An 18691-nucleotide genomic window follows, 5' to 3' on the forward strand; every position below is an offset into this window, starting at 1 on the left:
GCGGGGTTGGGGCATTTCGGTAAAATTTGAAACAAAAGCGGCGCGCCTCATCAAGGTCTGCAACCCCTTGTTTACGCTAACTCCCAAAACCCGCCCGTACCACCCGTTCAAGGGGGGCGGGGAGGGGCCGACTTAAGGTGGTCTTAGCTGTTGCTGGCCGAGGTTTAAGTCAACAAGGACCCGGATCCATCCGGGCCGGGCGGCTCGGGGAAGGGCCGCCATCCTGGCCCGACCGGCCGGAAACCGCAGGCGTCGTTGAGTGAGTTTTTTGTGCATGCGTAGCTTCAAGGTTTTCGGAACCAGCAAGGCAGGCGAAGCCGTTCCCGCGATTGCCGGGAACCGCCCCGAACTGCTGCGCCGCAAGACCACCGCCAACAATGCCCGCATTCTCGTCGCCGCGGCCGCGCTTGCCATGGTGCCTGCCATCTATCTTCTCGTCACTGGAGCCCCGCTACTCTTCCTCCTCGCCTCGATGACCCTGGCTGGCGGCATGGTGAGCCTCGCCATGCATCAGCGCGGGCAGAACGAGCTCGCCGTGTCGGCCCAGGTCGCGACGCTAATGGCAGTGGGCTTGGTGCTGACCCTGGCCGATCCACGCCTCGGCGATGCGGGCCTGGCCATTGCCGTCATGGGCACTGTGCTGGCGGCGCTGGTCGGACGCCCGGTCCTGCGGCGCACGAGCTGGCTGACGCTGATCCCGATCGGACTCCTCGGCATCGTCATGTCGATAATGGGCCTGCCCGCTGCGCCGGTGGCCGAACCCACCATGCTGTTCGCCTCGGCCATCGGCTTCCTCATCGCCTTCGCCGTGGTCGCCCACAGCGCCCATCGCATCAACACCGCCTATGAAGTGCACGACAAGGCGCAGGTCAGCGCCTACCGGCACCTGATCGAGCATGTGCAGGACGCCGTGTTGCGCTTTTCGCCCGATGGCGCCGTGCTGCTGGCCTCGCGCTCGTCCGAGGTGCTGTTCGGTTGCCCGCGCTACCAGATCGCCGGCGACAAGCTCAGCGAGCGGCTGCATGTGATGGATCGCCCCGCCTTTCTCACCGCTTTCGCCGACGCGGCCCAGGATGGCCGCAGCCGGACGATCGAGCTGCGCATCCGCCAGGACGATCCGCGCGCCCGCACCAATGTGCCGCGCTTCGTCTGGGCCGAAATGCAGCTTTCTCCCATTCTCGACGAGGATGGCGGCAGCGACCGCCACGAGGTGATTGCACTGGTACGCGACATCTCTGCCCGCAAGGATGCCGAATCGGCCATGGCCGAGGCACGCCGCGTCGCCGAAGATGCCTCGCAGGCCAAGTCGCGCTTCCTTGCCACCATCGGCCATGAACTGCGCACCCCGCTCAATGCCGTGGTCGGATTTTCTGAGATGATGACGAGTGGCATCGGGGGCGAGCTGTCGCCGACGCACAAGGAATATGCCGGCCTGATCCAGCACAGCGGCAAGCACCTGCTCGAAGTGGTCTCCATGCTGCTCGACATGTCGCGAATCGAGGCGGGTAAGTTCGAGATACAGGCCGAGCCGCTCGACCCGGCCGATATCGTGCCTGCCTGCCTCTCCATGGTGGATGCGCTGGCCCAGGAGCGCGGTATCCGGCTGGTTTCCGAGATCGAGCCGGACCTGCCGCTGATGACGGCCGACGAGCGCGTCTGCCGCCAGATCATGATCAACCTGCTCTCCAACGCCATCAAGTTCAGCCATGACGGTGGGGTAGTGACGACCACGGTCAAGCGCCAGGGCCAGTCGATCAACCTGTCGGTGCGCGACCGAGGCATCGGCATGGCGCCTGCTGCCATGGCGCGCATCGGCGAGCCCTTCTTCCAGGTGCAGGATGGCCTCAGCCGCAAGTATGAAGGCACCGGCCTGGGGCTCTCCATCGTCAAGGGCCTGGTCGAACTGCATGGCGGCACCCTGCGGGCCATGTCGGAGATCGGGGCGGGGACAACCATCACCGTTTTGCTTCCCATAAACGGTCCGGCAACCAAACCCGGCGAAACTGCCGACATTCTGACCCTTCACCGTGATCCCGCTTCCGTAGCCCCCACTTCATGGCCAAACGAAAAAAGAAAAGCGCAATGACGGCTTCGACCCTCACCCAGCTGCCGCTTCTGGCCGGCAGCGCCCTGCTCGGCACGATGGGCCGCGCAGGGCTTTGGACTGTTTCGCGCTACATGCGCGCGCCCCTGGCATCCACCGGCCTTCTGGCCATGGTGACGATGACAGCGCTGGCCGGCAGCAATGCGCTGTTCTTCCAGACGGCAGAACACCCTTCGCCGTTCTTCGCGCCCGCGCGCGCCGAAATCGCGGCCCTGCCGACGCCCTCCGTCGATCGCCCCGAAACCGCGAGCACGCCTGTCGAAACCAGCGCCGTCCAGCCCCTGCCGGCGGTCGCGGCACCTGCCGTGAGCACGGAGACGACAGGGACGGTTGCGCCGGCGCCGGTCGTACCGGATGTGCCAGTGGGCAATGAGCAGATGTTCGCCGTGCAGAAGAAGCTCTTCGAGCTCAATCTCTTCACCGGCAAGGTGGACGGCTATTACGGACCCAAGACCGCCGAAGCAATTCGTGCCTTCGAAATCCGCAACGGCATGACGCCGACCGGCGCCAATGACCCATCCGTGTTCGAGGTGATCCTCCGCTCCGATGCGGAAGGCCGTGCCACCGTGCAGCCCCAGGCCGCGGCGCCAGCGCCGGCGCCGGTGCTGGAAAGCCAGCCCGTCCAGCAGGTCGCCTTAGCCTCGACCCAGCCTGTCGCACCGGTTGTGCCGCAGCCGCTGGCAGCCTCGCAGCAGACCCTGTCGCCGGCCGAGGAAGCCTTCGACGACGTCGCCGAGACCGCCGCCAGCACCATCGATTCCATCATCGCGGCAGTGGACGGCTCGCGCGGGTCCGCGCCGGTCAGCAGCAATCCGCCAACGCCCAGCGCCTCCCTGCCCAGCGTGACGCCAGACGTCGTGGCCCAGCCCATGCCGGCCCCGGTGCAGCCCGCGGTGGCCGCGCCCGTCCAGCAGGCCCCCACCGTGCAGGTGGCGAGCGCAGAGCCTGTCGCCGCGCCCGTCAGCGTGCCCCCCGCCACTGACAGCGTGCTGGTGACGCAGATCCAGAGTGGCCTTGCGAGCCTCGGCTTCTTCCGTGGCCCGATCGATGGCAAGCCGGGTCCGGAAACGGCCCGCGCCATTCGCGAGTTCGAGAACTTCCACCGCTACAAGATGACCGGCCAGGTGCAGCCTGACCTGGTCGAGCTCCTGCTCAAGGCAGGCGCGACGATCTAGAGTGGCAAGCCTGCGCAGCGACCTGTGGTGCATGGCCTTTGTGCGGCGGCACAATGACCTGGGCGACATGTGCGTGGTGGTCCGGCGTGGTGATCCTATTGCCGGCCAGGTGTTCATCGAGGTCGATCACCTGGATGGGACGCGCTCGCTGTTCACGCCGGCGCCGGTTGTCAGCAGGGGCGATAGCGCCGGCCCAGTGTTCCAGCGTCGTTTTTTCCGGGTATCGCCGGACAAGGTGCGTGAGCGCATCGCCCAGGAAATCGACTTCGATCCCGATCTCTGGGTGTTGAGCATCGACCGGCGCGGCGACGATCTCGATATCGACGTGGCGCGCGAGCAGAACTAATCCCCGGAGCACGCCCGGGGGTTAAATTGTGACATACTGACAATCAGCCGGCGCGGCGGACACCGATCTTGGCGAGGGCCTCGATGGCCTGCTCCACGACGGGATTGTGCGCGGGGCTCATGGCCGTGCGCTTGCTCGGCTGGGTGAACGGCTGGTGCTGCGGCTTCGAAAGCTCGAGCAGGTTCACTTCACCACGCCAGGCGCTCATCAGGTAGGCCATGGATTCAGGCGATACAGCGCCGAACAGGGTAGCGAAATCGGCAAGGGCGCGGGAGCGCTCGCTGTCGTGGCTGGTGGCGTAAATCAGAACCTTGAGCCCGTCATAGGCAGTGGCGCCGAACGCACGCAGGATGACAAAGAGCGAGGCGCCGGTGACGTCGTGGGCGATCTGGCCGCAACGCACTTCGTCGAGGCCGGTGATCTGGGCGAGGAGGCGCGTGACCTCCGGGCGGCGGTTCTCGGAAAAAAGCTTCATCAGCGCCTTGGTCAATTCGCCGCTGGCGACCGAAAGCTGTTCGATGGTGCGCGAGATCGGCGCGGCCGGCGTGGTGCGGTTGGCGAAAGCCTGGATGACCTTGACGCGATGGGCGTCGGACAGGTCGAAGAAAGCGGGGGCCAGCAGGGCGGCGTCGAAGTCGTCGCGACGGCCCAGAGCCTCGGCAACGAGGTGATCCATCTGTGCCGAACGGGCGAGGGCGCTGAGATAGGCGCCGCGCGGGGTGATGAGCGTATTGGCGGCAAGGGCACGATAGACCTTGCGCGAATTCATCTGGAAGAGCTTGGCCAGTACCACATTGGAGAGGTCGGCGCGGGTGGCCAGCGTGGCGCAGGCCATGACGTCATAGCGCGCGATAATATCGAGCATGGTCTGGTCGGACAGCTCGGTCGCCCCTTCGAGGAAGGGGATGAGGTCTTCGCCGATATTGTCGACGACCAGACGCTCGAGGGCAGGGGACAGCACTTCCGCGCGCCCGAGAATGGCGGCGCCCTTGGCACGGGCCTGCGGGCCGGCCGTGGGGAAGAGGCGGGCAGCGAGGACTTCGAACTGTTCCATTTCGGGAACCGTCGGCTTGCCGCGCCGCGCATAGGCGTCGCAGGCCGCGATCAGCAGCGTGTTGGTGCGATCGACACCACCCGTTTCGATCAGCAACTGAAAGGTCTCGTAAGGCTGAAATCCAAGCATTTCGGGCGGAACCATCGACTCGCATTGCATCGAATTTGATGCGAGTTCGACTCTTGCCGCCAATTCGTTAGCAGACTGTTAACCTTGACGATCTCTTAATGGTGAAACAGCGCGAGGGGCGTCGCGCCGGGACAAAAACGACTCAACTCGCTGCCCCCACTAGGGACGGGGGAGCTGCGCGTCATGGAGGTTTGCTTGGGTAAGCTTTTGAAGTTCGAGGGTCGGACACGATCCGCCAATGCTGGGCAGCAAAGGTCCGGCGACGCCCAGATCCTGATATTCACCGGGGTGCGTTATGAACGCGGGACGCCGCCGCCACCAAACAATCACAGCGACGCCAGGCGCAAGCGCAAGCGTGGCTAATCCTTCCGGGTCGCTGCTGCGATCCTTCGCCTTGATTCTCCTGGCCAGCATGGCCGTCGGCTGCGTCGCGCGGCCGGTGGGTGATTTCGGCCGGGCGCAGCCCAGCGTCGTGCATGACAGGATCATGCCCGCGATGGGAGAGGTCGCCGCCACGAGCCGCGGCGAGCCCGTCAGCAACCTCAACCAGACCGACCAGGAACGCGAGATGCACGACCGCACCTGGCGCTTCCTGATTGCTTCCCACAGCCGCGACTGGATGTTCGATTCCTCGGTCGAATTGCAGCGCACAAGGATCGGGGCGGCACGCGACTTCCGCTTCGGCATTGATCGCTACTACACCTGGCTGCGGACCACGGAATACCAATCCTCCACCACTCGCTACCGGACGGTCGGGCGGCATATCCTGGCCGATCTCGACACGGTGCCCACGACCTTCGCGTCGATTTGTGCGGTCGAGGAAATCGACCGGCAGCGGGCGGTGGCGTTGGCCGAGCTCGGTGGGATCGAACAGAGCGTGGCCGCCAATGTCTCGGCAAGGCGGGTCGAGAACCAGTGGCATATCGACTGGTTCGTGCGGGCGCTGAACTATCGCTATGAGAGCTATGCCTATGCGCTCGACCACTTGCTGGTCGAAACGCCGCATGAGCAGTCCATGGCCGTGGACGAGGACCTGCGGCGGCTGCGGCCCTGGGTGGACCGGGCCAATCGCCGCGACTTCTGTTCCGGGACGGGCGCAGGCGGCGGCCATGGCGGTGTCACCATACCGTCACGCTTCCAGACCATGGTCTACGACCAAGAAGTGATCCCGCAGAAATAGGCGGGAACTGGGGGAATGTTGCCCGTCGATTCTGCTGCCCCCCGGGGAACGCCCGGTGAGGTGTTTCTCGCTTTCCTCAAACTGGGGCTCACCAGTTTTGGCGGGCCGATCGCTCATCTGGGCTATTTCCGCGAAGAGCTGGTGACACGCCGGCGCTGGATCGACGAGGCCGGCTATGCCGACCTCGTGGCGCTCGGACAGTTCCTGCCGGGGCCGGCTTCCAGCCAGGTCGGCTTCGCCCTCGGGTTGATGCGAGCCGGTCCGCTGGGAGCCCTGGCGGCCTGGGCCGGGTTCACGCTGCCATCGGCACTGCTGCTTGTCGCCTTTGCCCTGGGTGCGGCAGCCTTTGACGGCGCCATGGCGCAGGGCGCCCTGCATGGATTGAAACTGGTCGCCGTGGCGATTGTCGCGCAGGCCGTTCTGGGCATGGCCAGGAGCCTGACGCCGGACCGGGAGCGGGCGGCAATTGCCGTGCTTGCCGTGTTGGTCCTGGTGCTGGCCGGCGGCGTGCTGGGACAGGTGGGTGCCATCGTCTTCGGTGCACTCGCTGGCCTCGCGGTGTGCCGCAATGGTGCTGCCGCTGTCGTCGAGCATACCTTCCCCGGTTCGCGCCGCGTGGGCTCTGGGCTTGTCCTGCTTTTTGCAGTGCTGCTGGTCGGCCTGCCGCTGCTTGCGGGGCTGGGGCAGGGCTTTGCCCTGTTCGACGGCTTTTATCGCGCCGGGGCGCTCGTCTTTGGCGGCGGTCATGTCGTGCTGCCGTTGCTGGAGGCTGAAACCGTGGCGCGCGGATGGGTGACCGAGGACCAATTTCTGGCCGGCTATGGGGCGACCCAAGCTGTGCCCGGCCCGCTCTTCACCTTTGCCGCCTATCTCGGCACCATTGCCGGATCGCCGCCCATGGGTCTCATGGGCGCAGCAATTGCTCTCGTGGCCATCTTCCTGCCTGGCCTCTTGCTGATGGCCGGCGCACTGCCGTTCTGGAACCAGTTGCGACATTGGCCGCAGGCGCAGGCGGCTATGCGCGGCGCCAATGCCGCAGTCGTCGGCATCCTCGGCGCCGCGCTCTATGATCCGGTCTTCGTGACGGCGGTGCTGACCCCGCTGGACTTCGCCTTGGCGCTTGCCGGTTTCGTGGCGCTGGTCTCATGGAAGTGTCCGCCATGGGTGGTGGTGCTTGCGCTCGGCGCTATCGGGGCCGTGCTGGGGACGCTCTAAAACCGCGCCGCCTCTGGAAATTTGTCACTCCGATGGCCATGTCCAACAGGCAGCGTGCTGCTGTGGGAGGAATTTCATGGACATTGTGCTGGGCGCGACCCTGCATGACCCGGTGGGGCGGACCGCCGAGGCGATCGGGCGCATGGCGCCACGGCTGCATCAGGTCTTTCCGGCCATCTGCCTCAATGTTTCCGATGCCACCCGGCCGGAGGTCGTGGAAGCCGTGGCGGCGCTGGGCGCAAGGACCATGTTCCACGCTGCCAGCGAGTCCAATATCGGCCGCTTTCGCCGTGACGCTGTGACAATGGCCGCTGATGGCCGGCACGTGCTCTATGCCGACTTCGACCATCTTCTGCGCTGGATGGAATTCGGATTCGAGGACCTGCAACGCGTGCTCGCGGCAGAGCATGAAGCAGACCTGCTGGTGATTGGCCGCTCGGACCGGTCGTTCGCGGCCGAGCCCCGACGGTTGCGCGAGAGCGAAGAACTCGTCAATCACACCCATGCCCTGCTGACCGGCGACCACTGGGACCTGATGTTCGCCATCAGGCGCCTGTCGCCGGCCGCCGTCGAACTCATCGCCAGGGAAAGCCAGGTCGACAGCCTCGCCAATGACGTGGAATGGCCGCTGCTGGCGCGTGCCGCGAGTCTTCGGCTTGGCTACGCGCAGTCCGATGCGCTTTTCTACCGGACCATTGAAGGCTTTGGCGCTGATGCAGACGAGGGCGATCGGGACCCGCTGCAATGGGTCCGCCGGATCGAGTTCGCGGCGCAACATGCCAGCGTGATGCGGCGGTTTCTGGGGTAGGGGGCAAGATGGATTGCTGGGACAGGCCCGGCAATGACGATGGGTGGGATGATCCTGATGACCCAACACCCAAAGTCCGCCCTCGGGCTGACCCGAGGGCCACGCGAAGCATGCACCAGGGTCGAGCTTGTGGCGGCTGGTCCTCGGGTCAAGCCCGAGGACGGCACGGTGGTGGGTTTATGATCGAGGGCTATCCAGGCGCTTCAACGCCCTTCAATCGCTCAAGCACCTTTGGCGCGAATTCGCCGAGGCGGGAGACGTCTTGCCACTGGGCGGCATGGACTTCCTCGAGCTGGGCGATGAGCGGCAGGGCCGGATCGGCGATAAAGAGATATTGCAGGTCGTGATGGACATGCGGCGGCTCGTGGCGCGCGGGCTTGCCGGGGACGTCATGACTGTCGATGACGAAGGGCAGGTCGCCATCGCGGTGCCAGGGATGCAGCCGCAGACCCTGGACGCCAGTTTCCTCCTCGGCCTCGCGCCGGGCCGAGACGTGGAAGAAGTCGGCCGGTTCGTAGTGGCCGCCGGGCTGCAGCCAGCGGCCGATAGTGACGTGGTCGATGAGGAGGGTCTGCCGGTGGTCGGGCGAGAGGATGACTGCGCTGGTCGTGAGGTGACCGGGGAAAGTCGTGCGCTCGTCCAACCGATGCCCCTGATCGATCTGCCAGCGCAGCAGCGACAGGTGCTCGCGCGGCCCGGCAACGTCGTCGAGATAATGCTGCACGATGGCGGCGAGGGTAGCGTCGAACCCGGTCACGACGGACGTGGCCCGCAACCGATCTTGGCGAGCTCTTCTTCGAAGCGGGCGCGCATGGCCTCGTGCGGAGGCGAGAGGCGCACCAGGGCAAAAAGATTGTCGGTCCGCGATTCCACGACCAGCAGCCCCTCGGCGATATCGATCTGCTGCTGGGCGAGAAGGCGCGTCTGCGCCGCATTGAAGATGCCGAGCTCGACCGTCTGGCCGATGCCATCGCGATTGGTGGTCGAATAGGTGACGACGCCGGCCTCGTTGAAGAGGGCCACCGACCAATAGGCATCGGGGAGGACGCCGCTGAGATAGGCGGGACCTTCGCCTAGGTCGATCTGGCAGACGCCATAGCTCAGCTCGGGATCGAGCTGCAGCGGATTGGGCTGACCCGCCTCAATGGGGGGCAGCACGGTCATGCGGTTTTGCGCCTCGAGGGCTTCGATGCGCGACCAGGTGGTCTCTTCGGCCAGGAGCGGCAGAGTGAGAATGGTGACGATATGTATGATGCCGCCGAGCAGTACGCCGCCGATCAGCCAAAGCAGGGTGCGGATCATGCGCATTCCTCCCTGACGATGGAGGGCATGGAGATGTCGGAGGAAAAGCTCGACAGCGCCGTGGTGTCATAAAGGGTGAGCACCAGGCTGAAGGCACCGCTGCCGGCGAGTTCCAGCCAGGTGCCGGGCACGAGCCGGGTCCCGACCAGGATGCTGAGCGAGCCATCCGGGCTGCGGATGACTTCGCTCGAGCGCAGGGCCGCGTCGGTCTCGGGAGCCGCCAGATTGATCCAGTCGTCGTCGATCGCCGCCAAGGTCCAGAAGGTCGAGACCGGGACATGGCCCTCGAGGCGATAGGTGCAGTTCAGGTCAAGCGGCGCATTTGCGCTATCAGTCGTGGCAACGAAGCGCAGGCCTTCGCTCCGCCCCAGTTGCAGGGCCGCCTCGCGGGCAATGTGGCCATTGGTATAGGGATTGGGGCTGGGCGCGCCGATATCGGGCCAGGCCGTCCAGGGTCCGATGGTAGCGGCGCCGAAAAGACGCCCGTCGGTCAGCGCGTAGTAACTCAGCCCGAACCCCACAGCGAGGGCGACGGCAATGCTCATCAGCAGGCGGAGGACGAAGCGCACGGATCAGCGTCTCAACATTTGCGGCATGAACGGCTGGGCCGGCGAATTTGACATGCTCATCGCTATAGCAATGGCAGCGAAAGGGCGGAAGCGGAATGTCTCGGCGCTTCCATTATGTCAGCCTGCACAGGCGCTTGCATACGCTCAAGGGGGCAGGCACAAATGGGCGAGGACCCACGGGAGCCAAACATGCCCAACCATGTCACAGTCTTCGCCATCCTAGCGGCCGCGCTGGTGTTCACTGATGCCGCCGAGGGCAAGAGCGCATCCCGGCTCGACCTGTCCGAATGGGTCGGCGAATGGTCGGCCAGCGACGAACAGATGCTGACCGTGTCCCTTCCCGAAAAGAAGACCCTGCTGTTTGAAGGCTATGCCACGTATGGCGCCAACGATCCGGACCGCGTCGCCAGTGGTGGGGTCAACATGGGTGAATTCTCGGTGCGCGTGCCCAGCAGTTGGATCACGGACGACAACGAAATCGCCTTCGCCGTTGGCAGCGAGGGCGAAGCCATCCCGGTCGACGAGGCGGAGGAATACGACTGCGTCATCGAAATGCGACTCGACTGGAACATCAACTGGATCGACGTGGTCGATAACCGCATGTGCGGCGGGCTCAATGTGAGTTTCACGGGTCAGTATGAATGGGTGGTGGAGTAGCGACGCCTAGCGGCAGGGTGCTCCGACCGTCTGAAGTGCCGGTGAGACGAAATACCATGTTCACCGTCATTGCCGGGCTTGTCCCGGCAATCCAACTTGCCGTGAGGTGGACCACCGGGACGAGCCCGGTGGTGACGGTGTTAAGAAATCGAGCGATTGAACAGGCTACAGGAATCAGAGTTCCGCCGTGCCGGTGGCCGGGGCCTGGGCGGTGTCGCGCGGCGTGTTGAGGTCTATCGTGGCTTCCAGGCGATCTGCCAGGTCGAGGAGCTTGCGGGCGGCGGCCGGCTTGAGGCTGGGCGGGCGCTCGATGATCTCTTCGACATTCTCGGGATCGGCATCGGCGATGATCTGTTCGGGCATCTGGAAGTCGATGCCGAAGACCGGCTTGACCTCCACATTGGTGTGCGCATAGGCCATGAATTTCTGCCACGCTATGGTGGGCAGGGTGCCGCCGGTGAGATTGTTGGTGGTCCGGTAGTCGTCGTTGCCGAACCAGACGGCGGCGACGAAATTTCCGGTAAAGCCGCAGAACCAGGCATCGCGATAGGATGTCGTGGTGCCCGTCTTGCCCAAAGTGGGCACGCCCTCGATGCGGGCGCGGGTGCCGGTGCCGCTCTGGGTCACGGCGTACATCATCTCGTTCATATAGGCCACGGTCTGTTCGGAGAGCACGCGTTCGCGCGGCGCTTCGGGATCGAGCTCCCAGACGAGCTGGTCGTTGAGCGTGGTCATCCGGGTAAGGCCATAGGCCTGGGTCTTGTAGCCATGATTGGCAAAGACCGCGTAGGACGAGGTCATGTCGATCACCGAGACCGAGGCCACGCCGAGCGCCAGGGAGCGGGTGACGGGGTACTCCTGACGGAGGCCCATGCGATGGCTGAGGGCGGCGATGGTGTCGCGCCCGGTCTTGATCGAGAGGGTGACCGGAATGGTGTTGATCGAGGCGGCGAAGGCGCTGATCAGCGTGGTCTGGCCGCGATAGGAACGGCCATAGTTCTGCGGGCACCAGTCGCCGATGCAGACCGGGTGATCGGAAACTGTATCAGTGGGCGTGAGGCCCAACTGCTCGAAGGCCTCGGCATAAACGAAGGGCTTGAACGAGGAGCCCGGCTGCCGGTTGGACACGATGGCGCGGTTGAACTGGCTCTTGGCATAGTCGGTGCCCCCGACCATGGCGCGGATGGCGCCCTGGGTATCGGTGACGACCATGGCGCCCTGCTCGACGCGATATTGCTCGCCCTGTTCGCGGATCACGGAGGTGATGGCTTCCTCGGCATAGGCCTGGAGGGTGGTGTCGATCGTGGTGCGCACGACGAAATTGTTGCCCGGCGCGTTGTTGGCCTCGATCAGCGTCTTGGCCTCCTCGAAGGCCCAGTCGAGGAAATAGTTCGGGGAGTTGATGTCCTGCGAACGGTCGATGGCGGCGGCCGGGTGACGGCGGGCGGCGGTGACCTGCCCCTCGGTGAGGAAGCCGGAAGCCACGAGATTGGTGAGCACCAGGTTGGCGCGGCCACGCGCAGCGGCAAGGTCCACATGGGGCGCATAATTGCCCGGCGCCTTGAACATACCGGCCAGCATGGCGGCCTCGGCGAGATTGATGTCCTGCACGCGCTTGCCGAAATAGAATTCGGACGCGGCGGTCACCCCGTAATTGCCGCCGCCCATATAGGCGCGGTCGAAATAGAGCTTGAGAATCTGGTCCTTGGAGTAGTTCCACTCGAGCCAGACCGACAGGAATGCCTCGACGATCTTGCGCTCGATGGTACGCTCGGACGACAGGAACAGGTTCTTGGCCAACTGCTGGGTGATGGACGAACCACCCTGGGTGCCGCGCTCGCCCTGGGCATTGCTGGCAAGGGCGCGTAGGGTACCGACCACGTCGATGCCGAAATGCTCGTAGAAGCGCCGATCCTCCGTGGCCAAGGTGGCCTTGATGAGGAAGTCCGGCATCTGGTCGAGCGCCACGCTGTCGTCGGATCGGATGCCGCGGCGGCCGATCTCAGTGCCGAAGCGATCAAGGAAGACGACGGAATAATCCTCGGCCTTGTTGAAGGCGCCGCGATCGATGATGTCGAAGGCAGGGAGGGCGAGGGCGGTCATCAGCACACAGCCGATGGCGCCGAAGGTGAAGGCGTCAGACAGGATCTCGACGAAGAAACGCTTGATGCCCGACACGTGGAAGCGGGACATGAAATCCTGGTAGCGCGTATAGGCGCGCCCCAGGGCCTGCCAGAATTCATACAGCGAGGAATCGAGCCAGGCGTCAGCCGCGAGCATGCTGCCCTTGGGGCGCTGCTTTTTTTCCTTGGTGTAGAACGGATCCTGCACGGTGATCCCCGAGTGCCCTGATGTCGCCAGAGTTGTCCGCAATTGCGAGCAAGGCAACACAATCGCTGGAATATGATTGCAATGCCCCGCCCGCAAGCGCAAACCCACAACACAATGCACGGCAAACGGTAAAGATGGCCTTCTGGGAAGAAAAAACGCTCGAGCAGATGTCCCCCAGCGAGTGGGAAGCACTCTGTGACGGGTGTGGCCGCTGCTGCCTGATCAAGCTCGAGGACGAGGACAGCGGCGTGCTGATCACCTCGGACGTGCGCTGCAAGCTGCTGGATGGCGATAGCTGCGCCTGCACGGACTATCCCAACCGCAAGAAGATCGTGCCCGACTGCATAAAACTGTCCCCGGACAATGTGCGCGAGATACCCTGGATCCCAACAACCTGTGCCTACCGGCGGATTGCCGAGGGCAAAGGCCTGGCCTGGTGGCATCCGCTGGTTTCGGGCGATCCGCAGACGGTGATTGATGTCGGCGTGTCGGTGAGCGGCCGGACGGTGCTGGAAACCGAGGTCGATCCGGATGAATGGGAAGAGCATGCGGTGGACTGGCCGGAATGGGAGCCGCCGGAAAGTCTTTGAGGCGAGGTAGTTACTTCGTGTTAACCATAGTTGTGCCTTGATAACCCCGATCCGGACTTGGCCCAGGACAGGCTCGATGAATAAAGTGACCACAAGCGGCAATGACGGCCTCTGGGCGCGCATTCGCGCGGCGCTGGGACGCACTGATGCTGCTGTGCCCGCTTACGGCCAGGCCGCCATCGCCAAGAATCCGCACAAGAAATCCCGCCCGGCCCAGCGTATCGACGAAGAACTGCGCCGGAGCTGGGCGCACGCCGCCGAACGCAACGTCTCGCTGTGCGTGCTGGCGCTGGAAATGGACAACTACGCCGAATATTTCGCCGCCTATGGCCGCGAGGCGGTGGATGAGAGCATCGAAGCGCTGGACAGCGCCATCTCGGCGCTGCTGCCGCGCGAGACCGACCGCTGCCTGCGCCATGGTCGCGCCGGCTTCGTCCTGGTGCTGCCCGACATGCCTGCGCTGATGGCGCGTGACCTCGCCAGCCGCATTGCCGTGGCCATCCGTCACGCGGGCCTCGCCAATCGCGCAAGCCATGCAGGGCAGGTCACCATGAGCATGGGCCTGGCCGTCGCCAATCCGCAAGGCGGACTTGACCGCGCCGTGCTGGAAGCCGCCCATCAGGCGGTGAAGAAGGCACAGCGCCGCGGCCTCGCCCGGCTCGAGGTCGTCGACCTGCGCGGCCGCGAAGAACGGCAGCGCCGCGCCGCCTGACGGTTTACTTGGCCGCGCATAATCCCTAAGAGAGCCGTCCCCGCGCCCATGGCGCGCTTTCATCCATATGTGGACGGCTCCCATGACACAGTTTTGTGGCCTCGATTTCGGCACGTCCAACTCCACGCTGGGCCGCGTGGACGCGGAGGGGCACCCGCAACTCGTGGCGCTCGAAAACGGCCAGAAAACTATTCCCAGCGTGCTGTTTTTCGGTTTCGAGGACGACGACGTGCATTTCGGTCGCGAGGCGGTGGCCGAATATGTCACGGGTGCCGACGGACGGCTGATGCGCTCGCTCAAGAGCGTGCTGGGCACGGCGCTTTATGCCGACACGACGCGCGTCAAGGCGCGACGGCTGGGCTTTGGCGAGATCATCGGCCTCTTCGTGGGCGAAATGAAGCGTCGTGCCGAGGCGGAACTGGGTCACGAACTGACGCAGGTGGTGATGGGCCGACCGGTGCATTTCGTCGATGACGACGAGGACGCGGACAGGCAGGCCCAGCATCAGCTCGAAGCGGCAGTGCGGGCGCAGGGGTTCAGAGATATCCAGTTCCAGTTCGAGCCGATCGCCGCGGCGCTGGACTACGAGCGGCAGGCGGGATCGGAAAAGCTGGCGCTGATCGTCGACCTCGGCGGCGGCACTTCGGACTTTTCGCTGGTGCGCGTTTCGCCTGATCGGGCAGGGCACCCGGACCGCAGCCAGGATATCTTGGCCACGGCGGGCGTCCATATCGGCGGCACCGATTTTGACCGGCTGCTGGCCATGAGCCGGGTCATGCCCAAACTGGGGCTCGGCTCGCGCACGCTTGATGGCAAGCGGCACCTGCCGGTGGCGCCCTATTTCGACCTGTCGACCTGGCACCGCATCAACCGGCTCTATGACGCCAAGGCCATTCGCGACCTGCGTTCCACCATGCGCGAGGCACGCGAGGCCGAGCGGGTGGAAACTTTTGTCATGCTGGTCGAGGAACGCCTGGGCCACCGGCTGATCGGCGCCGTGGAAGACGCCAAGATCGCTCTTTCAGACCGGGAATCGCTGGCTTTCACTTTTCCCGTGCGCGATCGGGCGATCGAGACGGACATGACCGTGGCGCAACTGGGCGAGGCGCTGGCCGCGTCCATCGAGCGGCTGGAAATGACGATCGGCGAAACGCTGCTTCAGGCGGGCGTGGTAGCAGGCGCGGTGGACAGCCTGATTCTGACCGGCGGCTCGACCCTGGTGCCGGCGGTGGCGGGACGGCTGCAGGCGCTGTTCCCGGAGGCCGAAGTGGTGCGCACCGATGTGCTGGGCAGCGTGGGGCTCGGCCTGGCGCTGGAGGCCAAGCGGGTCTTTGGGTGAGCGGGTGGGTCGCTGAAGCGCACGCGATGCGGCACCCTCCCCTTGACGGGGAGGGTTGGGGAGGGGTGCTCGCACCCTCGATCTTGCTTGTGAGCACCCCCACCGAGCTTCGCTAGGCCTTTGGCCAAGCTTCGCTACCTCCCCCGTCAAGGGGGAGGTGTCGGACCGAGTTTGCCTCGCGGTCTGAGCCGGAGCCGATCCAGACTCTCAAGGGAGGTCGGGTGGGGTGCCGTAACGCTGTACTCTCGAAAAGCTCGGTACCGTCCTCGGGCTTGACCCGAGGACCTGCCGAGACGACCGCGAAGGTTGGGAGTGGCCCTCGGGTCAAGCCCGAGGGCGGGCTGGTGGGTTGTGAGATTTCGGTCTTTTGCGGGCAATTCGCAGAGCCGTGCCAAAAGTTATCCCCGCGTGACGGTGGTGTTCTATAGTTCAGGCATAGTCGCGAAATTGGGTCAGGAAGCCGAGCGGATGGACTGCCAGCGGCGGTTGCGCTGTTCGGATGGGCTGGCGAGGCGGCAGGGGTAGTGGTCCTTGATGACTGTGTTGAAGTAACGCCCCATGGACTCGGCGCGGACCAGGCCGTCATAGACCGGCCGCGGGACGAGCGAATATTTGTAGCATTTGAGGTCGGACCCGAACCACAGCGTCAACTCGCTGCGGGCTTCGTCATAGTCGTACTGGCTGATGACACCGGACATTGCATGTCTCCCCGGTTGCACGCCAAGGGGGAATCCCCGGCGGAGTCGATAGTTCCAGCCGGGCAATCGGAATCGAGATGACCAATGGACGACGCTCCGGCAGCGAAGGGCGAACGGAGGCCGGATTGGACTGCCATTCGCTCAGAATATGAGAGCCGGCAGTTCCTGCCCGCTATGATCTGCAAGCGCCACGGCATCACCCCGGCGCAACTTCGCTATCGGCGGGAACAGGAAGACTGGCCGCTTCTGCGGGCCCGACGGCCACGCCGTACGGAGCTGGTGACGCAGATGCTGCGGGTGCTTGCGGCACAAATCCAAGAACTGGAAAAGGCGACGGACATGCCAATCGAAAAAAGGGCCAAGCTGCTGGCCGAGCACGCCAGGACCATGGACAGGCTCATCGAACGGGGGGCGGCCAAGCGCAATGTCGAGCCGCCGACGCGCAAGGATATGACAGACCTCCGGGCCAAGCTGGTCAAGCGCCTTGATCAATTCAAAGCCCGCTAGTTCGACGGATGAAGTCGCCGCCTTGACCGACAAGGAGGCGGAAGACCTTTTCTTCAACTGGCGGAAATGGGCGCTTGCCAAGCAATTGCCCCCGGCCGGCGACTGGACGACCTGGCTGCTGATGGGCGGGCGCGGCTCGGGCAAGACCAGGGCAGGTGCGGAATGGGTAAGACAATTGGCGCGTGATGGGGTGAGCCCGATTGCACTGGTGGGCGAGACCATGACGGAGGCGCTGGACATCATGGTGAGGGGCGAAAGCGGCATTATGGCAGTGCACCGCGATGATGAGCGGCCGGTCTTGCGGGGCAAAAATCATCTGAGCTGGCCCAATGGTGTCGCGGCGACAATATTGACGGCGAGCGATCCCGAGCGGTTTCGAGGGCCCCAGGGCGACGCGGATTTCGCAGGAGTCGCTGCCCATTCCGGCCGTGCTGCATATGGCGCTGTTTCATCCGCTGGACGACCACTATGGCATGGCGCCTCTGGAGGCCGCGCAGACCAGCCTCGACATCCATAATGCGAGCGCGCAGTGGAACAAGGCGCTGCTCGACAATGCGGCGCGGCCATCCGGGGCGCTGGTCTATTCGGCGGCCGCGGGGAGCCTCACCGACGAGCAGTTCAGCCGCCTCAAGGAGGAGATGGAAACGCAGTTTTCCGGCGCGGCCAATGCCGGGCGCCCGATGGTGCTCGATGGCGGGCTGGACTGGAAGGCGATTGCCCTCAGCCCCAAGGACATGGATTTCATCGAAGCTAGGCACGCGGCGGCGCGCGACATTGCCCTGGCCTTCGGCGTGCCGCCCAAGTGTTGACCGTGGCGCTGGAGTCGGGCCCGGCGCTGCCGCTGAGGCCGGTGCATGTGCGGGCCGCGCGGCATGCCGATGGCTCGATCCTGCTCTCATGGACCCGGCGCAGCCGGGCCGATGCCGATGGTTGGGGTGTCGCCGAACCGGCCCTCGAACATGTGCCCGAGGCCTGGCAGCTGCAGATTTTCAACGGCAGCACGCTCAAACGGACCATCGGGTCGGCCAGCGCGGCGGCGGTTTATGGGACGGCCGAACAGAGTGCAGATTTCGGCGGACCGGCGACCAACTTCAACTTTTCGGTGCGGCAGGTCAGCCCGGTCCTCGGTGCTGGTCATGCAACCATGGGGACATTCAATGGCTGATGGGCGGTTTGAAACCTGTCTCGCCCATGTGCTGCGGCACGAGGGCGGCTATATCGACCATCCCGCTGATCCGGGCGGGGCGACCAATATGGGGATCACCCACAAGACCCTGGCGCGCTGGCGGCAGGTGTCGCCCTGGTGGAACCTGCCGAAATCCGCGATCAAGACGCTGAGCCATGGCGAGGCGGGTCTGATCTACCGGGCGCTCTACTGGAACAGTTGCCGCGCCGGCGACCTGCCGCCGGGAATGGACCTGGCCGTCTTCGACTTCGCCGTCAATTCTGGCCCGGATCGGGCCATCAGGGCATTGCAGGGGCAACTCGGGGTCGTGGTCGATGGGCAAGTTGGCCCGCTCACCCTGGCATCTGCGACCAAGGCGGATGTGCCCAGGGTCATCAACGGCATCTGCGACCGGCGCCTCGGGTTTCTCCGGGCGCTCGCGACCTTCCCGACCTTCGGGCGTGGCTGGACCAGCCGCGTCACTGCCGTACGGGCGGCGGCACTGGCCGCAGCGCCTGCCACACATTCGACCTCAAGAGGAGACAGACCAATGGACGTCCTTGCCGGATACAAGACCTATATCGTCGCCGCCTTCATGCTGCTGGCCGGCCTCGCGCAGATCGCAGGCGTGGACCTGCCGGCGCTCGAGGGTGGCGCGGCAGGCAATCTCGTGCTCGAAGCGCTGGCCATTCTGTTCCTGCGCAGGGGGCTCAAGGGGGATATCGGGAAAGCCTGAGCGCAATATTGTGTATTGCGGGCAGAACCTGCCTCATTCATGTCCCATTCAGTTAGCAGGCGCTATTGATCGGG

At 64.8% G+C, this 18691-nt stretch carries 19 protein-coding genes and 2 pseudogenes; 15 read left to right on the plus strand and 6 right to left on the minus strand.

Translation table 11 applies throughout. From position 1 onward, the window contains the following. The first annotated feature begins 274 nt into the window (after positions 1–274). Genes JEQ47_RS10495 through JEQ47_RS10505 form a run of 3 tightly spaced genes read left to right on the plus strand, consistent with a single transcriptional unit; the run spans position 275 to position 3625 of the window. Positions 275–2086, plus strand: coding sequence for a PAS domain-containing sensor histidine kinase (locus tag JEQ47_RS10495; protein ID WP_198876347.1), 1812 nt, complete (start codon positions 275–277; stop codon positions 2084–2086). Further along, on the plus strand, positions 2083–3279 hold the full coding sequence (locus JEQ47_RS10500; RefSeq protein ID WP_198876348.1) for a peptidoglycan-binding domain-containing protein: 1197 nt from the start codon (positions 2083–2085) through the stop codon (positions 3277–3279). Before JEQ47_RS10495 ends, JEQ47_RS10500 begins: the two co-directional genes overlap by 4 nt. A gap of 1 nt (position 3280) precedes the next feature. Continuing rightward, a complete protein-coding gene (locus tag JEQ47_RS10505; RefSeq protein ID WP_198876349.1) occupies positions 3281–3625 on the plus strand; it encodes a DUF1491 family protein in 345 nt (114 codons plus the stop codon). A gap of 43 nt (positions 3626–3668) precedes the next feature. Here the strand turns inward: JEQ47_RS10505 and JEQ47_RS10510 are convergent, their stop codons facing one another. Further along, positions 3669–4808 (minus strand): DUF2336 domain-containing protein, encoded by a 1140-nt coding sequence (locus JEQ47_RS10510; RefSeq protein ID WP_198876350.1) that lies wholly within the window; start codon positions 4806–4808, stop codon positions 3669–3671. 355 nt (positions 4809–5163) lie between these two features. On the opposite strand from JEQ47_RS10510, the gene JEQ47_RS10515 reads away from it, so the two are divergent. The 3 genes from JEQ47_RS10515 (at position 5164) to JEQ47_RS10525 (ending at position 8011) form a co-directional block, all read left to right on the plus strand. Then, on the plus strand, positions 5164–5988 hold the full coding sequence (locus tag JEQ47_RS10515) for a hypothetical protein (RefSeq protein WP_198876351.1): 825 nt from the start codon (positions 5164–5166) through the stop codon (positions 5986–5988). A 15-nt stretch (positions 5989–6003) separates the two neighbouring features. Continuing rightward, on the plus strand, positions 6004–7203 hold the full coding sequence (chrA, locus tag JEQ47_RS10520) for a chromate efflux transporter (RefSeq protein ID WP_198876352.1): 1200 nt from the start codon (positions 6004–6006) through the stop codon (positions 7201–7203). Positions 7204–7279: 76 nt separating this feature from the next. Beyond that, a complete protein-coding gene (locus tag JEQ47_RS10525; protein WP_198876353.1) occupies positions 7280–8011 on the plus strand; it encodes a hypothetical protein in 732 nt (243 codons plus the stop codon). 190 nt (positions 8012–8201) lie between these two features. Here JEQ47_RS10525 and JEQ47_RS10530 read toward each other — a convergent pair whose 3' ends face one another. From JEQ47_RS10530 to JEQ47_RS10540, 3 genes are read right to left on the minus strand one after another with little or no spacing between them, the layout of a single operon-like run. After that, a complete protein-coding gene (locus tag JEQ47_RS10530) occupies positions 8202–8768 on the minus strand; it encodes an NUDIX hydrolase (RefSeq protein ID WP_198876355.1) in 567 nt (188 codons plus the stop codon). Further along, positions 8765–9313 carry a DUF1254 domain-containing protein gene (locus JEQ47_RS10535; protein ID WP_198876356.1) on the minus strand — a complete coding sequence of 183 codons (549 nt, stop codon included), beginning with the start codon at positions 9311–9313 and terminating at the stop codon, positions 8765–8767. The genes JEQ47_RS10530 and JEQ47_RS10535 overlap by 4 nt, the downstream gene beginning before the upstream one ends. Beyond that, a complete protein-coding gene (locus tag JEQ47_RS10540) occupies positions 9310–9882 on the minus strand; it encodes a DUF1214 domain-containing protein (protein ID WP_198876357.1) in 573 nt (190 codons plus the stop codon). The genes JEQ47_RS10535 and JEQ47_RS10540 overlap by 4 nt, the downstream gene beginning before the upstream one ends. Before the next feature lie 189 nt (positions 9883–10071). On the opposite strand from JEQ47_RS10540, the gene JEQ47_RS10545 reads away from it, so the two are divergent. After that, the gene (locus JEQ47_RS10545; RefSeq protein WP_198876358.1) at positions 10072–10539 is read left to right on the plus strand and encodes a hypothetical protein; all 468 of its coding nucleotides are present in this window, start codon (positions 10072–10074) and stop codon (positions 10537–10539) included. A gap of 174 nt (positions 10540–10713) precedes the next feature. Here JEQ47_RS10545 and JEQ47_RS10550 read toward each other — a convergent pair whose 3' ends face one another. Further along, positions 10714–12870: a transglycosylase domain-containing protein gene (locus tag JEQ47_RS10550; protein ID WP_198876359.1), complete on the minus strand. Its 2157-nt coding sequence runs from the start codon at positions 12868–12870 to the stop codon at positions 10714–10716. 134 nt (positions 12871–13004) lie between these two features. On the opposite strand from JEQ47_RS10550, the gene JEQ47_RS10555 reads away from it, so the two are divergent. The 3 genes from JEQ47_RS10555 to JEQ47_RS10565 all read left to right on the plus strand — a co-directional run bounded on the left by JEQ47_RS10555 (position 13005) and on the right by JEQ47_RS10565 (position 15511). Continuing rightward, on the plus strand, positions 13005–13460 hold the full coding sequence (locus JEQ47_RS10555; protein ID WP_198876856.1) for a YcgN family cysteine cluster protein: 456 nt from the start codon (positions 13005–13007) through the stop codon (positions 13458–13460). Positions 13461–13536: 76 nt separating this feature from the next. Continuing rightward, positions 13537–14172 (plus strand): diguanylate cyclase domain-containing protein, encoded by a 636-nt coding sequence (locus JEQ47_RS10560; protein ID WP_198876362.1) that lies wholly within the window; start codon positions 13537–13539, stop codon positions 14170–14172. Positions 14173–14254: 82 nt separating this feature from the next. Next, a complete protein-coding gene (locus JEQ47_RS10565) occupies positions 14255–15511 on the plus strand; it encodes an Hsp70 family protein (protein ID WP_198876363.1) in 1257 nt (418 codons plus the stop codon). 452 nt (positions 15512–15963) lie between these two features. Here the strand turns inward: JEQ47_RS10565 and JEQ47_RS10570 are convergent, their stop codons facing one another. Next, complete coding sequence (locus JEQ47_RS10570; protein WP_198876364.1) at positions 15964–16209, minus strand: KTSC domain-containing protein; 246 nt, start codon at positions 16207–16209, stop codon at positions 15964–15966. 84 nt (positions 16210–16293) lie between these two features. On the opposite strand from JEQ47_RS10570, the gene JEQ47_RS10575 reads away from it, so the two are divergent. The 5 genes and pseudogenes from JEQ47_RS10575 (at position 16294) to JEQ47_RS10595 (ending at position 18617) form a co-directional block, all read left to right on the plus strand. Then, positions 16294–16716 (plus strand): hypothetical protein, encoded by a 423-nt coding sequence (locus JEQ47_RS10575; protein WP_198876365.1) that lies wholly within the window; start codon positions 16294–16296, stop codon positions 16714–16716. Between the two features lie 121 nt (positions 16717–16837). Beyond that, positions 16838–17044: pseudogene (locus tag JEQ47_RS21165) on the plus strand (terminase large subunit domain-containing protein); the annotation flags it as partial. A 52-nt stretch (positions 17045–17096) separates the two neighbouring features. Then, positions 17097–17516: pseudogene (locus JEQ47_RS10585) on the plus strand (phage portal protein); the annotation flags it as partial. An 11-nt stretch (positions 17517–17527) separates the two neighbouring features. Beyond that, complete coding sequence (locus JEQ47_RS10590) at positions 17528–17881, plus strand: hypothetical protein (protein ID WP_198876367.1); 354 nt, start codon at positions 17528–17530, stop codon at positions 17879–17881. After that, the gene (locus tag JEQ47_RS10595; protein ID WP_198876368.1) at positions 17874–18617 is read left to right on the plus strand and encodes a glycoside hydrolase family 108 protein; all 744 of its coding nucleotides are present in this window, start codon (positions 17874–17876) and stop codon (positions 18615–18617) included. The genes JEQ47_RS10590 and JEQ47_RS10595 overlap by 8 nt, the downstream gene beginning before the upstream one ends. Positions 18618–18691 lie beyond the last annotated feature (74 nt).

This window comes from Devosia sediminis (assembly GCF_016411825.1).
GTDB classification, from domain to species: domain Bacteria; phylum Pseudomonadota; class Alphaproteobacteria; order Rhizobiales; family Devosiaceae; genus Devosia; species Devosia sediminis.

Coding starts and splice junctions, on each gene's coding strand:
- JEQ47_RS10555 (WP_198876856.1), top strand. CDS start 13,005: ATGGCCTTCTGGGAAGAAAAAACGCTCGAGCAGATGTCCCCCAGCGAG.
- JEQ47_RS10595 (WP_198876368.1), top strand. CDS start 17,874: ATGGCTGATGGGCGGTTTGAAACCTGTCTCGCCCATGTGCTGCGGCAC.
- JEQ47_RS10560 (WP_198876362.1), top strand. CDS start 13,537: ATGAATAAAGTGACCACAAGCGGCAATGACGGCCTCTGGGCGCGCATT.
- JEQ47_RS10495 (WP_198876347.1), top strand. CDS start 275: ATGCGTAGCTTCAAGGTTTTCGGAACCAGCAAGGCAGGCGAAGCCGTT.
- JEQ47_RS10510 (WP_198876350.1), bottom strand. CDS start 4,808: ATGCTTGGATTTCAGCCTTACGAGACCTTTCAGTTGCTGATCGAAACG.
- chrA (WP_198876352.1), top strand. CDS start 6,004: ATGTTGCCCGTCGATTCTGCTGCCCCCCGGGGAACGCCCGGTGAGGTG.
- JEQ47_RS10575 (WP_198876365.1), top strand. CDS start 16,294: ATGGACGACGCTCCGGCAGCGAAGGGCGAACGGAGGCCGGATTGGACT.
- JEQ47_RS10500 (WP_198876348.1), top strand. CDS start 2,083: ATGACGGCTTCGACCCTCACCCAGCTGCCGCTTCTGGCCGGCAGCGCC.
- JEQ47_RS10565 (WP_198876363.1), top strand. CDS start 14,255: ATGACACAGTTTTGTGGCCTCGATTTCGGCACGTCCAACTCCACGCTG.
- JEQ47_RS10570 (WP_198876364.1), bottom strand. CDS start 16,209: ATGTCCGGTGTCATCAGCCAGTACGACTATGACGAAGCCCGCAGCGAG.
- JEQ47_RS10545 (WP_198876358.1), top strand. CDS start 10,072: ATGCCCAACCATGTCACAGTCTTCGCCATCCTAGCGGCCGCGCTGGTG.
- JEQ47_RS10525 (WP_198876353.1), top strand. CDS start 7,280: ATGGACATTGTGCTGGGCGCGACCCTGCATGACCCGGTGGGGCGGACC.
- JEQ47_RS10535 (WP_198876356.1), bottom strand. CDS start 9,313: ATGATCCGCACCCTGCTTTGGCTGATCGGCGGCGTACTGCTCGGCGGC.